This window comes from Streptomyces sp. 840.1, from assembly GCF_003751445.1.
Classification (GTDB): Bacteria; Actinomycetota; Actinomycetes; order Streptomycetales; family Streptomycetaceae; genus Streptomyces.
This window is the reverse complement of the sequence record NZ_RJUU01000001.1, coordinates 104,434-119,054: the sequence shown is the minus strand read 5'-3', so window position 1 is coordinate 119,054 and position 14,621 is coordinate 104,434. Positions and strand designations below refer to the sequence as shown.

The 14,621-nt window shown below is 71.2% G+C and carries 15 protein-coding genes and 1 pseudogene; 15 read left to right on the top strand and 1 reads right to left on the bottom strand.

Features of this window, described 5'->3' with window-relative positions; translation table 11 throughout:
- Nucleotides 1–12 precede the first annotated feature (12 nt).
- The 12 genes from lepB (EDD93_RS00495) to EDD93_RS00440 all read left to right on the top strand — a co-directional run bounded on the left by lepB (EDD93_RS00495) (nt 13) and on the right by EDD93_RS00440 (nt 10,594).
- Entirely contained in the window at nt 13–783 is a 771-nt protein-coding gene (gene lepB, locus EDD93_RS00495) for a signal peptidase I (protein WP_123523280.1), read from the top strand.
- Complete coding sequence (gene lepB / locus EDD93_RS00490; protein ID WP_123523279.1) at nt 776–1,840, top strand: signal peptidase I; 1,065 nt, start codon at nt 776–778, stop codon at nt 1,838–1,840. The genes lepB (EDD93_RS00495) and lepB (EDD93_RS00490) overlap by 8 nt, the downstream gene beginning before the upstream one ends.
- The gene (lepB, locus tag EDD93_RS00485) at nt 1,737–2,636 is read left to right on the top strand and encodes a signal peptidase I (RefSeq protein WP_123523278.1); all 900 of its coding nucleotides are present in this window, start codon (nt 1,737–1,739) and stop codon (nt 2,634–2,636) included. Before lepB (EDD93_RS00490) ends, lepB (EDD93_RS00485) begins: the two co-directional genes overlap by 104 nt.
- 84 nt (nt 2,637–2,720) lie before the next feature.
- Nucleotides 2,721–3,641, top strand: a complete 921-nt coding sequence (lepB, locus tag EDD93_RS00480) for a signal peptidase I (RefSeq protein ID WP_123523277.1) — start codon at nt 2,721–2,723, stop codon at nt 3,639–3,641.
- Nucleotides 3,642–3,690: 49 nt separating this feature from the next.
- A complete protein-coding gene (gene lepB / locus EDD93_RS00475; protein ID WP_123523276.1) occupies nt 3,691–4,440 on the top strand; it encodes a signal peptidase I in 750 nt (249 codons plus the stop codon).
- On the top strand, nt 4,430–4,918 hold the full coding sequence (locus EDD93_RS00470) for an NUDIX hydrolase (protein WP_123523275.1): 489 nt from the start codon (nt 4,430–4,432) through the stop codon (nt 4,916–4,918). The genes lepB (EDD93_RS00475) and EDD93_RS00470 overlap by 11 nt, the downstream gene beginning before the upstream one ends.
- Nucleotides 4,919–4,979: 61 nt before the next feature.
- Nucleotides 4,980–5,288, top strand: coding sequence for a DUF2469 domain-containing protein (locus EDD93_RS00465; protein ID WP_003965949.1), 309 nt, complete (start codon nt 4,980–4,982; stop codon nt 5,286–5,288).
- Nucleotides 5,289–5,372: 84 nt separating this feature from the next.
- Entirely contained in the window at nt 5,373–5,732 is a 360-nt protein-coding gene (locus EDD93_RS00460; RefSeq protein WP_123523274.1) for a YraN family protein, read from the top strand.
- Nucleotides 5,732–7,357 (top strand): YifB family Mg chelatase-like AAA ATPase, encoded by a 1,626-nt coding sequence (locus tag EDD93_RS00455; protein ID WP_123523273.1) that lies wholly within the window; start codon nt 5,732–5,734, stop codon nt 7,355–7,357. Before EDD93_RS00460 ends, EDD93_RS00455 begins: the two co-directional genes overlap by 1 nt.
- Entirely contained in the window at nt 7,354–8,673 is a 1,320-nt protein-coding gene (gene dprA, locus EDD93_RS00450; protein ID WP_123523272.1) for a DNA-processing protein DprA, read from the top strand. The genes EDD93_RS00455 and dprA overlap by 4 nt, the downstream gene beginning before the upstream one ends.
- A gap of 368 nt (nt 8,674–9,041) precedes the next feature.
- A complete protein-coding gene (gene whiG / locus EDD93_RS00445) occupies nt 9,042–9,878 on the top strand; it encodes an RNA polymerase sigma factor WhiG (RefSeq protein WP_073739112.1) in 837 nt (278 codons plus the stop codon).
- Between the two features lie 140 nt (nt 9,879–10,018).
- Nucleotides 10,019–10,594 carry a TetR/AcrR family transcriptional regulator gene (locus EDD93_RS00440; RefSeq protein ID WP_123523271.1) on the top strand — a complete coding sequence of 192 codons (576 nt, stop codon included), beginning with the start codon at nt 10,019–10,021 and terminating at the stop codon, nt 10,592–10,594.
- A gap of 119 nt (nt 10,595–10,713) precedes the next feature.
- Here the strand turns inward: EDD93_RS00440 and EDD93_RS40775 are convergent.
- Nucleotides 10,714–11,445, bottom strand: a pseudogene (locus EDD93_RS40775) (murein hydrolase activator EnvC family protein); the annotation flags it as partial.
- Between the two features lie 276 nt (nt 11,446–11,721).
- Here EDD93_RS40775 and rpsB point away from each other — a divergent pair.
- The 3 genes from rpsB to pyrH all read left to right on the top strand — a co-directional run bounded on the left by rpsB (nt 11,722) and on the right by pyrH (nt 14,539).
- Nucleotides 11,722–12,666: a 30S ribosomal protein S2 gene (gene rpsB / locus EDD93_RS00430; RefSeq protein WP_123523270.1), complete on the top strand. Its 945-nt coding sequence runs from the start codon at nt 11,722–11,724 to the stop codon at nt 12,664–12,666.
- 101 nt (nt 12,667–12,767) lie between these two features.
- Nucleotides 12,768–13,604 (top strand): translation elongation factor Ts, encoded by an 837-nt coding sequence (gene tsf / locus EDD93_RS00425; RefSeq protein WP_123523269.1) that lies wholly within the window; start codon nt 12,768–12,770, stop codon nt 13,602–13,604.
- Nucleotides 13,605–13,762: 158 nt separating this feature from the next.
- The gene (gene pyrH, locus EDD93_RS00420) at nt 13,763–14,539 is read left to right on the top strand and encodes a UMP kinase (RefSeq protein ID WP_123523268.1); all 777 of its coding nucleotides are present in this window, start codon (nt 13,763–13,765) and stop codon (nt 14,537–14,539) included.
- Nucleotides 14,540–14,621 lie beyond the last annotated feature (82 nt).

Below are 14,621 nucleotides of genomic sequence, written 5' to 3'. Positions count from 1 at the left end.
GCTCTGGCCCCGATGGACACGGAAGCAGGCACCACGGAGCGCGACCGCTCCTCCGCAGCCCCCACGGGGCCGGAGGAGGGGTCGCGCTTTTCGCGTATCACGCACCGTTTCGGCGCCTCGATGTCATGGCGGCGCACGGTCGCGCTCGGCGCCGTCTGCTCGGTCTTCGTCCTGCTCTTCAGCATCTTCGTGGTGCAGCCCTTCCTGATCCCCAGCGGCTCGATGGAGTCCACGCTGCGGGTCGGGGACCGGGTGCTGGTCAACAAACTGGCGTACCGTTTCGGCTCCGAACCCCGCCGCGGGGACGTGGTGGTCTTCGACGGCACCGGCTCGTTCATGCAGGAGGCGCCGGCGGTGAACCCCGTCACCGGGCTGCTGCACGGTGCGGCGGCTTCGCTGGGGCTCGTGGAACCCGCCGAGACCGACTTCGTGAAACGGGTGGTGGGTGTGGGGGGCGACCGGGTGGTCTGCTGCGACAAGCAGGGGAGGATCCAGGTGAACGGCCGGCCACTGGACGAGGGCTACCTGTTCGCGGGTGACGCGCCTTCCAGGGCCCCGTTCGACATCGTCGTGCCGGACGGCACGCTCTGGATGATGGGCGATCACCGCAGCCGCTCCCGGGACTCCCGCGACCACCTGGGCGAACCGGGCGGCGGCATGGTGCCCGTCGACAAGGTGATCGGCCGGGTCGACTGGATCGGCTGGCCGCTGGGGCGAGTGGCCTCGCTCCCGGCCACCGCGGCCTTCGACGGCGTGCCGGCGCCGGGGGCGACGCATGGGTAACCACGGGCGGCGGCAGGACGCCGCCGATCCCGGGGTGCCGGAGGGCGGGCCGGTGTCCCGCTCGCTGCCCACCCGGGCGGAGCGGCGCAGGCTGGCCCGCAAGGTGAAGCGGAAGCGGCGCAGATCGGCCGTCCAGGAGATACCCCTCCTCATCACCGTGGCGGTGGTGATCGCGCTGGTCCTCAAGACGTTCCTGGTGCAGGCCTTCGTCATCCCGTCGGGATCGATGGAACAGACCATCCGGATCGGCGACCGGGTCCTCGTGGACAAGCTGACCCCGTGGTTCGGTTCGCGGCCGCAGCGTGGCGATGTGGTCGTGTTCAAGAACCCCTCCGACTGGCCGCCGCCGAATCCGGTGGCGGCGAAGGAGTCACCTGTCGTCATCAAGCAGGTGAAGGAGGCGCTGACGTTCATCGGGCTGCTGCCGTCCGACGACGAACAGGACCTGATCAAACGGGTGGTCGCCGTCGGCGGCGACACGGTGAAGTGCTGTGACACGGACGGCCGTCTCATGGTCAACGGCCAGGCGGTCGACGAGCCCTATCTCTACCCCGGCAATCCCCCTTCCACGATCAAATTCGAGGTAAAGGTTCCAGCCGGACGAATCTTCGTGATGGGTGACCATCGCTCCAATTCCGCTGATTCACGTTTCCACCTGGACAAGACGGCCGACGGCACGGTCTCCGAAGATGCCGTAGTGGGACGGGCCGTGGTGATCGCCTGGCCCGTCGGGCACTGGTCGAAGCTGGAGGAACGTTCCGCGTTCTCCTCGGTCCCTGACCCGCGCGCCGGGACGGCGGCCGGCCCCGGGCCGTCGAATAGTGTGTCCCCGGATCCCAACGGAATGATCCGGCTCCCGACCCCTGCGGAACTCCCGCTCGTTATGGGAGTGGTTGGCCTGCACCGGCTGGGGCGCAGGCGGTGGTATGGAATAAGGAGCAGATGTGGGGGATTTGGCGGTGGGCGCACGATCCGGACACGACGAACCCGAGGACCGGCCGGACATTCCGGAGGACACCGAGCCGGCCGGGACGACGGCGGACCGGGCGGAGAGTGACGGCGAGGCCCCGGGCAGTGGCAGTACGGCCCGGAAGAAGCCCCGTTCATTCTGGAAGGAACTGCCGCTCCTCATCGGTATCGCCCTGGTGCTGGCGCTGCTGATCAAGACGTTTCTGGTGCAGGCGTTCTCGATTCCGTCGGATTCGATGCAGAACACCCTTCAGCGGGGTGACCGGGTGCTGGTCGACAAGCTGACCCCGTGGTTCGGTTCGGAGCCGGAGCGCGGTGAGGTCGTCGTCTTCCACGACCCGGGCGGCTGGCTGGAGAACACCCCGACGGCCGACCCGAACGCGGTGCAGAAGTTCCTGAGCTTCATCGGGCTGATGCCGTCCGCCGAGGAGAAGGACCTGATCAAGCGGGTCATCGCGGTCGGCGGGGACACGGTGGAGTGCAAGACGAACGGCCCGGTCGAGGTCAATGGCAAGGCGCTGGACGACAAGTCGTTCATCTTCAAGGGGAACACCGCCTGCAACGACGAGCCGTTCGGCCCGGTCAAGGTGCCCAAGGGCCGTATCTGGGTGATGGGCGACCACCGTCAGAACTCCCTCGACTCCCGCTACCACCAGGGGCTGCCGGGTGGCGGCACCGTCTCCAACGACGAGGTCGTGGGCCGGGCCATCGTGGTCGCGTGGCCGGTCAACCGCTGGGCGACCCTGCCCGTGCCGAAGACCTTCGACCAGCCGGGGATCAACGCAGCGGCCGGGCTGGCTCCCGGTGCGCTCGGCTTCGCCGGCGCGCTGCCCCTCGTGCTCTGGCGCAGGCGGAGCAGGGCCGCGGCGGCGCGGCAGAAGTAGCCCGGGGAACCCCCGCTCGTTGTGCAGGGGGGTGGGTTTGTGATCGGCAGGCCCGGGTGGGCGGCCGTTGGCGCAGAGTGAGGAATGAATGTGAGCGACGTGGCAGGCGGAGCGCGATCCGGACACGGGCAGTCCACTAAGAGGGTTGAGCAGCCTGCCGACGCTGCCTTCGACCCTGTGGAAGGGACACCGGGTCCGGCCGCGCCGGAGGCCGCGCGCATCCCGGAACAGGGCGGCAAGCGGGCGAAGAAGCCCCGCCCCCTCTGGAAGGAGCTGCCGCTCCTCATCGGTGTCGCGCTGGTGCTGGCGCTGCTGATCAAGACGTTTCTGGTGCAGGCGTTCTCGATTCCGTCGGATTCGATGCAGAACACCCTTCAGCGGGGTGACCGGGTGCTGGTCGACAAGCTGACCCCGTGGTTCGGTTCGGAGCCGGAGCGCGGTGAGGTCGTCGTCTTCCACGACCCGAGCGGCTGGCTGGACGGCGAGCCGACACCCGAGTCGAACGCGGTGCAGACCTTCCTCAGCTTCATCGGCCTGATGCCCTCGTCGCAGGAGAAGGACCTGATCAAGCGGACGATCGCGGTCGGCGGCGACACCGTGTCGTGCAAGAAGGGCGGCCCGGTCGTCGTCAACGGCAAGCCGCTGGACGAGCCGTACATCTTCCCCGGCGGCACGCCCTGTGACGACATGCCCTTCGGCCCGTTCAAGGTGCCCGACGGCAAGATCTGGGTGATGGGCGACCACCGCCAGGACTCCGCGGACTCGCGCTATCACATGAACGACGTGAACAAGGGCTTCGTGCCGGTGGACGACGTCGTGGGCCGGGCCTTCCTGGTCGCGTGGCCGGTCAACCGCTGGGCGACCCTGCCCGTCCCGGACACCTTCGACCAGCCGGGGATCAACACCGCGGCCGCGCTCGCTCCCGGTGCGCTCGGCATCGCCGGCGCCCTGCCGATCGTGCTTCTGCGCAGGCGGAGGCAGACCGGCGGGCGTACCGCCGGGTAGGGTGCCGACTCGGATCAGCGATTGTCGATCTCCGATGGGGGACGCTGGGATGAGTGGAACAGGACGTACGGATGACGGCCGCGGCCGGCTCGGCAGCAAGCTGTCGGGGCTGGCGGTGGCCGTCGGCTGTGTGCTCTTCCTCGGCGGCTTCGCCTGGGCCGCCGTGGTGTACCGGCCGTACACGGTGCCGACCGAGTCGATGACCCCGACGGTGAACGCCGGGGACCGGGTCCTGGCGCAACGGGTGGACGGCAGCGAGGTGCGCCGGGGCGATGTCGTGGTCTTCACCGATCCGGCGTGGGGCGACATGCCGATGGTGAAGCGGGTCGTCGGCATCGGCGGCGACAAGGTCGCCTGCTGCCAGAAGGACGGCCGGCTCACGATCAACGGCATACCCGTCGCGGAACCGTATCTGCAGTCGACGGACCCCGCCTCGGCGAACGGCTTCACGGCCGAGGTGCCCAAGGGACAGCTCTTCCTCCTGGGCGACGACCGCCAGGTCTCGCTGGACTCCCGGGTCCATCTGGAGGACGGCGGGCAGGGCTCGGTGCCCCGCAGCGCCGTGACGGCCCGGGTGGACGCCGTGGCCTGGCCGCTGGGCAGCATGGTCGAACGGCCCGGGGCCTTCGCCGCCCTGCCCGGCGGGGTGTCGTCCGCCGGACCGCTCAAGCTCCAGCTCGCAGCGGTGATCGCGGGCGTGCTGCTCATTCTGGGCGGTTCCGTGTACGGACCGCTCGCGGCCCGGTCCTCCCGGTCGAAGCGGAACAGCCAGGGGAAGGCAGCTGCCGGTGTCCACTGAGCAGCGCAAGGTCTCCCGCCTGGTACTCCTCGATCCGGACGACCGCATTCTGCTGATGCACGGCTTCGAACCGGAGGACCCCGCGAGCACCTGGTGGTTCACCCCCGGCGGCGGGCTGGAAGGCGATGAGACCCGGGAGCGGGCCGCGCTGCGCGAGCTGGCCGAGGAGACCGGGATCAGGGATGTCGAGCTGGGCCCGCTCCTCTGGAAGCGGATGTGCTCCTTCCCGTTCGACGGCCGGCGCTGGGAGCAGGACGAGTGGTACTTCCTCGCCCGCACGGCGCAGACCCTGACGGACACCAGTGGGCAGACCGGGCTGGAACGGCGCAGTGTCGCGGGCCTGAGGTGGTGGACCTCCGCCGAACTGTCGGCGACGCGTGAGACGGTGTACCCGACCAGACTCGCCGGGCTGCTGCACACGCTGCTCGACGAGGGTCCCCCGCGTACGCCGTTGGTTCTGGCTCCCGAAATCGCCTGAGCGTCCGGGCGCCGGGCCTGGCGCACAATGGGGGCACGCACGGCTGAAGGGGAACATGCCAATGAGCGCCGAGGACCTCGAGAAGTACGAGACCGAGATGGAGCTGAAGCTCTACCGGGAGTACCGCGATGTCGTCGGTCTGTTCAAATATGTGATCGAGACCGAACGGCGCTTCTACCTCACCAACGACTACGAGATGCAGGTGCACTCGGTCCAGGGCGAGGTGTTTTTCGAGGTGTCCATGGCGGATGCCTGGGTCTGGGACATGTACAGGCCGGCACGGTTCGTCAAGCAGGTCCGGGTCCTGACGTTCAAGGACGTCAACATCGAGGAGCTCAACAAGAGCGATCTCGAGCTTCCGGGTGGCTGAGTTGTCCACATCCGCCCGCTTGTCCACCAAGATCCACTAGCTGCGGGCGGACGCGTCAGAGTCGGTGCCGGAGGTGGTGCCGATATGAACGCACGGGGGGCACTCGGGCGGTACGGCGAGGATCTGGCGGCGCGGCTGCTGACCGACGCCGGCATGTCCGTACTGGAGCGGAACTGGCGCTGTCGCACCGGCGAGATCGATATCGTCGCGCTGGACGGCGACGCGCTCGTCATCTGTGAGGTGAAGACGCGCAGGGCGGGTGGCTTCGAGCACCCGATGGCCGCCGTGACACCGGCCAAGGCGGACCGGCTGCGCCGGCTGGCCGAACTCTGGCTCGACCGGCACGGCGGTCCGCCGCCCGGTGGTGTGCGGATCGACCTGGTCGGCGTGCTGCTGCCCAGGCGCGGCGCGCCGCTGGCCGAGCACGCCAGGGGGGTGGCGTGATGGCGTTCGCGCGTGCCTGCTCGGTGGCCCTGGTCGGCGTCGAGGGCGTGGTCGTGGAGGTCCAGGCGGACCTGGAGCCCGGGGTGGCGGCGTTCACCCTGGTGGGGCTGCCCGACAAGAGCCTGGTGGAGAGCCGTGACCGGGTGCGGGCGGCGGTGGTCAACTCCGGCGCGGAGTGGCCGCAGAAGAAACTGACGGTGGGCCTGTCCCCGGCCTCGGTGCCCAAGGGCGGTTCGGGCTTCGATCTCGCTGTGGCGTGCGCGGTGCTCGGTGCGGCCGAGCGGATCGACCCCGCCTCGATCGCCGACGTCGTGATGATCGGTGAGCTGGGGCTCGACGGCCGGGTGCGGCCGGTGCGCGGGGTGCTGCCCGCCGTGCTGGCCGCCGCGGAGGCCGGCTACCGCCAGGTGGTCGTCCCCGAGCAGACGGCGGGCGAGGCGGCACTGGTGCCCGGGGTCTCCGTGCTCGGGGTGCGGAGCCTGCGGCAGCTGATCGCCGTGCTCCGCGACGAGCCGGTGCCCGAGGAACAGGAGCCCCACGACCAGGGGCGCCCCGACACGATGCTGGCCGGTCTCATGGTGCCCGGCGCCGGAATGGGCACCGGCATTGCCCAGGGCCCGGCACAGGGCGACGGACACCGGCCGGACCTGGCGGACGTCGCGGGCCAGGAGCGGCCGCGCAAGGCCCTGGAGGTCGCCGCGGCGGGCGGTCACCACCTCCTGCTGTCCGGGCCGCCGGGCGCGGGCAAGACCATGCTCGCCGAACGGCTGCCCGCGATCCTGCCCGCCCTGACCAGGCAGGAGTCCCTCGAGGTGACCGCGGTGCACTCGGTGGCGGGCATCCTGCCGCCGGGCGAGCCCCTCGTCTCCCGGGCGCCCTACTGCGCACCGCACCACTCGGCGACCATGCAGTCGCTGGTCGGCGGGGGCAACGGGCTGCCGCGGCCGGGCGCGGTGTCGCTGGCCCATCGTGGCATCCTCTTCCTGGACGAGGCGCCGGAGTTCTCGGTACGCGCGCTGGACGCACTGCGGCAGCCGCTGGAGTCGGGGCACGTGGTGGTGGCGCGCAGCGCCGGGGTCGTGCGGCTGCCCGCCCGCTTCCTGATGGTGCTGGCCGCCAACCCGTGTCCGTGCGGGCGGCACACCCTGAACGGGGCCGGCTGCGAATGCCCGCCCGCCTCGGTCCGGCGCTATCAGGCCCGGCTCTCCGGCCCGCTGCTCGACCGGGTGGACCTGCGGGTGACCGTCGACCCGGTCAGGCGCGCGGACCTGATGGGGCAGGGCGGCCGCGGCGAGTCGACGGCGACGGTCGCCGCCCGGGTGCGGGAGGCGCGGGCCCGCGCGGCGGAGCGGCTGGCAGGCACCCCCTGGACCAGCAACAGCGAGGTGCCCGGCCACGAGCTGAGGACCCGGCTGGTCGCGGCGCCGGGGGCGCTGCTGGCGGCCGAACGCGACATGGAACGGGGCCTGCTCACCGCGCGCGGACTGGACCGGGTCCTGCGGGTGGCGTGGACCCTCGCGGATCTGCGGGGCGCGGGCCGGCCGGACGCGTCGGACGTCGCGGTGGCGCTCGAGATGCGCACCGGGATCCCGCGCGGGGCCCCGATGACGGCGGGTGCGGCATGACGGGGCACGGGTCCGGGACGAGCCGCCGCGCGGCGGATGCCGCGCACGGCCCGCGCGCCGAGGGGCAACCTCCGGCGACGGCGGCGAATGACGGGGAGCGGCCGGTGTGGGTGTCCGGTGGGGCGAATGACGGGGAGCGGCCGGTGCGGGCTGCCGGCGGGGTGAGTGAGGGGGAGCGGCTTGCGCGGGCCGCGTTGAGCCGGGTCCTGGAGCCGGGGGACGAACGGGGCGGCCGCTGGCTGCGGGAGTGCGGCGCCGGAGAACTGCTGCGGCGGATCACGGCCCGCGACGGATCGGCCGAGCGGCTGAGCGGTATGACGGCGAGGCGTCTGGCCGGCTACCGGCTGCGGGCGGAGGCGGCCGAACCCGCGCGGGACCTGGCGGCGGTGGCCGAGGCCGGCGGGCGCTTCGTCTGTCCGGGCGACCGCGAGTGGCCGAGCCAGCTGGACGACCTGGGCGACGGCCGGCCGACCGGGCTCTGGGTGCGGGGGAGGCCCGATCTGCGGCTCTGGGCACTGCGTTCGGTCGCGGTGGTCGGGGCCCGCGCCTGCACCCCGTACGGCGCGCACATGGCGGCGAGCCTCGGTGCCGGTCTCGCGGAGCGGGGGTGGGTGGTCGTCTCGGGTGCGGCGTTCGGGGTCGACGGGGCCGCTCACCGGGGAGCCCTCGCCGCGGGTGGGGCGACGGCGGCGGTGCTGGCCTGCGGGGTGGACGTCGCGTACCCCCGCGGACATGCCGAACTGATCGGGCGCGTGGTCGAACAGGGGCTCGTCATCGGTGAACTGCCGCCGGCCGAACACCCCACCCGCAGCCGGTTCATCCTCCGGAACCGGGTGATCGCCGCGTTGACGAGGGGGACCGTGGTGGTGGAGGCCGAGTACCGCAGCGGTTCACTGGTCACGGCACGCTGCGCCCAGCGGCTCGGCCGCTTCACGATGGGTGTTCCCGGGCCCGCCACCAGCGGTCTGTCGGCAGGCGTCCATGAACTCCTGCGGGGAGAGGGGGTGCTGGTGACGGATGCCTCGGAAGTCGTCGAACTGGTCGGTGACATGGGGGACCTCGCCCCGCCCCGACGCGGGCCGGTGCTGCCGCGCGACCTGCTGGACACCGGCTGCGCCCGGGTTCTCGACGCACTGCCGGCCCGCGGCGTCGTCGACGGGCGCGAGGTGGCCCGCACCGCCGGAACGAGCGCCGACGAGGCCCTCGCCAAGCTGTACGAACTGCACTCACTGGGGTTCGTCGAACGTCATGGCGATGGATGGCAGTTGACGCGACGGCCGACTTGCAATGACGACGCGCGGCGAGGCGGTACTTGACCTGGAGCATTCGGGTGAAAAGGTGATGGCGATGACCCCGGCGGATGGTTCGGCAGCGCCTCCGGGGCCGGCGCGCGACGCGTCGGCCCCGACGCCAGTCATGTCCGCGCCCTCATGCGCGGCCGTCTCCGGCGCCGCGTCAGGCGCTGGGTCCGCCGGGTCCGCGGTGCCCTTCACCGTGGCCGTGGCCCCGTCCGTATCGCCGTCCGCCCCCGCGACCGGTGGCGTGTCCGTTCCCCCGGAAGCGGACGGCCCCGATCCCATATCCTGCGCGCACCGCGACACTTCAGTCACGCTACGCTCACAAGGATTCCGCCCCAGAACGCACATCCCCCAGCACTTCACAGCAGAACGGCTCAAGGCACCACATGCCCCAGCACACCTCCGGGTCTGACCGCGCGGCAGTACCACCGGCTGCGCGTGGCACTGTGCGCCCTCCCGCCCCCTCCTCGCTCGACGAGTTGTGGCGTTCGTACAAGACGACGGGCGACGAGCGGCTGCGGGAGCAGCTGATCCTGCACTACTCGCCCCTGGTGAAGTACGTCGCCGGCCGGGTGAGTGTGGGTCTGCCGTCCAACGTCGAGCAGGCGGACTTCGTCTCCTCGGGGGTGTTCGGGCTGATCGACGCGATCGAGAAGTTCGACATCGAGCGGGCGATCAAGTTCGAGACGTACGCGATCACCCGCATTCGCGGCGCGATGATCGACGAACTCCGCGCACTGGACTGGATCCCGCGCTCCGTGCGCCAGAAGGCGCGGGCGGTGGAACGCGCCTACGCCACGTTGGAGGCGCGGCTGCGGCGCACCCCGTCGGAGGCGGAGGTCGCCGCGGAGATGGAGATCGGGCTGGAGGAACTGCACGCGGTTTTCAGCCAGTTGTCGCTGGCGAACGTGGTCGCGCTGGAGGAGCTGCTCCATGTGGGCGGCGAGGGCGGCGACCGGCTGAGCCTGATGGACACGCTGGAGGACACCGCCGCCGACAATCCGGTGGAGGTGGCCGAGGGGCGTGAGCTCAGGAGGCTGCTCGCGCGGGCGATCAACACCCTCCCGGACCGCGAGAAGACGGTGGTCACGCTCTACTACTACGAGGGCCTCACCCTCGCGGAGATCGGTAACGTCCTCGGGGTCACCGAGAGCCGGGTCAGCCAGATCCACACGAAGTCCGTGCTGCAGCTGCGCGCGAAACTGGCCGACGCCGGGCGTTGAGACCGCTCTGCTGCGGCGGCCGGCCGGGACCGCTTCGAGAACCGCCCTCGGCCGCCTCGGCCACCGATCGGGGCCACCCGCTCCCTCCCGGGCACCCGTCGCCGTAGAGTGGAGTCGTGCCCAGGATTCGAGCGGCCTCCGTGGCCGAGCACCGGACCATGCAGCGCGGCGCCCTCCTGGACGCAGCGCGTTCCCTGCTGTCCGAGGGAGGCACGGAGGCGCTGACCTTTCCCGCCCTCGCCGAGCGCACGGGCCTCGCCCGCTCCTCCGTCTACGAGTACTTCCGTTCCCGCGCCGCTGTCGTCGAGGAGCTCTGCACCGTCGACTTCCCCGTCTGGGCGGCCGAGGTGGAGAACGCGATGGAGCGGGCCGGGACGCCGGAGGAGAAGGTCGAGGCGTACGTGCGACGGCAGCTCGATCTCGTGGGGGACCGGCGCCACCGCGCCGTCGTCGCGATCTCCGCGAGTGAGCTGGACGCCGGCGCCCGGGAGAAGATCCGGGCCGCCCACGGCGGTCTGATCGCCATGATCGTCGAGGCGCTCGGCGACCTCGGCCACGAGCAGCCCCGGCTGGCCGCGATGCTGCTGCAGGGCTCCGTGGACGCCGCGGTCCGGCGTATCGAACTCAGCGTGGCGGAGGAGCCGTCCGTGATCGCGGACACCGCGGTCGCCATGGTCCTCGGCGGTGTCCGGGGCCTCCCCGGCGCGCAGGACTGACCCCGGCGCTGCACCGCGACACCCCTCAGCAGCGCGGCGGCGGCCGCCCCGCCGTCCGGCAGCGTCACTGGGTCCCCGCCATCCGGCAGCCTCGCCGGATTCCCGTCCTGCGCCGATGCGGGTTCGGGCACACCGGTCACCGGCAGCAGCCGGGAGGGCCCGCGCCGCAACAGCGCGGGCGGCAGCAGCGACAGCGGGTCCAGGTACGCCGCCGCGCGGCGCAGCCCCCAGTGCAGGCAGCCGGAATCGCAGTGGGAGGGCCCCGGCGCCATCACCGCCACCACCTGCCCCGCAGTGACCTCGTCCCCCTTCGCGACCAGCGGGCGCACCGGCTCGTACGTGGTCCGCAGCGGCGGTTCGCCCGTCCCCGCGAGCTCGATCGCCAGCACCCCCCGTCCCGCGACCCCGCCCGCGAACGAGACCCGGCCGGAGGCGGCCGCGAGCACCTCCGTACCCGGTGCGGCGGCGAGGTCCGCCCCGCGGTGCCCCGGTCCGTAGTCCGTGGCGGGCGGCTCCCATCCCCGCACGACCACGGGCCGGCCGGCCAGCGGCCAGACGCGTGCGCGGTCCGGCGGCGGTCCGGCCGGGGCGGGCGCGGGCACCGGATCGGGGGCGGGCGCGGTCACGGGTGCGGGCGGCCGGTCCGCCGCGGCGGCCGTCGTCCCGCACCACCACCCCGCCACGAGAACCGCCGCCACGAGAACTGCCGCCGCGAGAACGGAAGCTGCGGCCACCGCCGACACCGCCCGCACCGGACCCACCGCCCGCACCGGTCGCCCCGGCGTTCCGCCCCGTCCGCGGCGGCCTGCGGACCGGACCCGGGATCCGTCCTGGTCAGATGTGATTCGCATGGCACAACCGTCCCCCGGCGGCCCGGTCCGCGGGGATCATGGACCGGATCTGTGGAGTACCGGCCGGTTGTGGACAGCGCCGTCACCCGGCACTCGACCGGTCCCGTACACTTCTTTTGGCGATCCGGGTCACCGGGTCGACTTCGCACGCCCCGCCATCTCCCTCTCAACGGAGGTGGCCGCGCTCCTCGGTCCCTCGTGGCACGGCGCGTCGGGGCGTCAGGCGCGACAGCAAACCTGCGGTCGCGATAACCGAGTACCTCAAGGAGTACGGCCATGGCCGTCGTCACGATGCGGGAGCTGCTGGAAAGCGGCGTCCACTTCGGTCACCAGACCCGTCGTTGGAACCCGAAGATGAAGCGCTTCATCTTCACGGAGCGCAACGGCATCTACATCATCGACCTGCTCCAGTCGCTGTCGTACATCGACCGCGCCTACGAGTTCGTCAAGGAGACCGTCGCCCACGGCGGCTCCATCATGTTCGTGGGTACGAAGAAGCAGGCCCAGGAGGCCATCGCCGAGCAGGCGACGCGCGTCGGCATGCCGTACGTCAACCAGCGTTGGCTCGGTGGCATGCTCACCAACTTCTCCACCGTCTACAAGCGCCTTCAGCGTCTGAAGGAGCTCGAGCTCATCGACTTCGAGGACGTGGCCGCCTCCGGCCTCACCAAGAAGGAGCTCCTGGTCCTCTCCCGCGAGAAGGCCAAGCTGGAGAAGACCCTCGGTGGTATCCGCGAGATGCAGAAGGTGCCGAGCGCCGTCTGGATCGTCGACACCAAGAAGGAGCACATCGCCGTCGGTGAGGCGCGCAAGCTCCACATCCCGGTCGTCGCGATCCTGGACACCAACTGCGACCCCGACGAGGTCGACTACAAGATTCCGGGCAACGACGACGCGATCCGCTCCGTCACCCTGCTCACCCGCGTGATCGCCGACGCCGTCGCCGAGGGCCTCATCGCCCGCTCCGGCGCTGCGACCGGCGACTCGAAGCCGGGCGAGAAGGCCGCCGGCGAGCCGCTCGCCGAGTGGGAGCGTGACCTGCTCGAGGGCGACAAGAAGGCCGACGCCGAGGTCCAGACCTCCGCCGAGACCGAGAAGGTCGCGGACGCGGAGGCCGCTGAGGCCCCCGCCGAGGCTGCCGCTGAGGCGCCCGCCACCGAGACGCCGGCCGTCGAGGCCCCCGCCGCCGAGGCTCCGGCCGCGGACGGCGAGCAGGCCTGACACCCGTCACGGCTGACGACGGCGGGGGCCGGTGCCACACAGGCACCGCCCCCGCCGTTCACCCGTAGATCTTTCAGACTTCGAGAGAGAAATACAGACTCATGGCGAACTACACCGCCGCTGACGTCAAGAAGCTCCGTGAGCTCACCGGCGCCGGCATGATGGACTGCAAGAAGGCGCTCGACGAGGCCGATGGCAGCGTCGAAGGCGCCGTCGAGGCCCTTCGTATCAAGGGTCAGAAGGGCGTCGCCAAGCGCGAGGGCCGTTCTGCCGAGAACGGCGCCGTTGTCTCCCTCATCTCCGAGGACAACACCTCCGGCGTCCTGCTCGAGCTGAAGTGCGAGACGGACTTCGTCGCCAAGGGCGAGAAGTTCCAGGCCGTCGCCAACGCGCTGGCCGCGCACGTCGCCGCCACCTCCCCGGCCGACCTGGCCACGCTGCTCGCCTCCGAGATCGAGGCCGGCAAGACGGTTCAGGCGTACGTCGACGAGGCCAACGCCAACCTCGGTGAGAAGATCGTCCTGGACCGCTTCGAGCAGTTCACCGGCGCCTACGTCTCCGTGTACATGCACCGCACCATGCCCGACCTGCCGCCGCAGATCGGTGTCCTGGTCGAGCTCGACAAGGCCGACGCCGACCTGGCGAAGGGCCTTGCCCAGCACATCGCCGCCTTCGCGCCGAAGTACCTCTCCCGCGAGGACGTCCCGGCCGAGATCGTCGAGACCGAGCGTCGTGTCGCCGAGGAGACCACGCGCGCCGAGGGCAAGCCCGAGGCCGCGCTCCCGAAGATCGTCGAGGGTCGCGTCAACGGCTTCTTCAAGGAGGCCACCCTCCTCGGCCAGCCGTACGCGCTGGACAACAAGAAGTCCGTCCAGAAGGTCCTGGACGAGGCCGGTGTCACCCTGAAGCGCTTCTCGCGCATCAAGGTCGGCATCTGAGTCCGTCCGCGAAAAACGGTGGACCCCGATAGGGTCTGGTGCAGTCGACGGCCGCACACCGCCGTACGACCGCAGATCTGACGAGGAGGCCATTGCCGCTGAGGGACACAGGACCCACCGGCAATGGCCTTCTTCGTATGTGCACGAGGAGAATCTCCATGAACAAGGGCGCGGACGCCGCAACAGGTGACCACAGGCGCGACGACGGCAAGGTGGCCGGACGCTTCATGCTGAAGCTGTCCGGAGAGGCGTTCGCCGGTGGCGGGGGTCTCGGTGTCGACCCCGACGTCGTGCACGCCATCGCACGCGAGATCGCGGCGGTCGTCCGGGACGGCGCGGAAATCGCGATCGTCATCGGCGGCGGCAACTTCTTCCGCGGCGCCGAGCTCCAGCAGCGCGGCATGGACCGGGCCCGGTCCGACTACATGGGCATGCTCGGCACGGTCATGAACTGCCTGGCACTCCAGGACTTCCTGGAGAAGGAAGGCATCGACTCCCGCGTCCAGACCGCCATCACCATGGGCCAGGTCGCGGAGCCGTACATCCCGCTGCGCGCCGTACGGCACCTGGAGAAGGGCCGCGTCGTCATCTTCGGCGCCGGTATGGGCATGCCGTACTTCTCCACCGACACCACCGCGGCCCAGCGCGCCCTGGAGATCGACGCCGAGGCGCTGCTGATGGGCAAGAACGGTGTGGACGGGGTCTACGACTCCGACCCGAAGACCAACCCCGGAGCGGTGAAGTTCGACGCGCTGGAGTACAGCGAGGTGCTCGCCCGCGACCTCAAGGTCGCCGACGCCACCGCCATCACGCTCTGCCGTGACAACCAGCTGCCGATCCTCGTCTTCGAGCTGACGACGGCGGGCAACATCGCCCGTGCCGTCAAGGGTGAGAAGATCGGTTCGCTCGTGAGCGACCGGAGCACCCGGGCCTGAGAACCATGGGGGCCGGACCGGGGAGACCCGGTGGGTTCCCGGGGCCCGCGGTAGGGGCCCGAAGGATGGACAACGGCCTGCC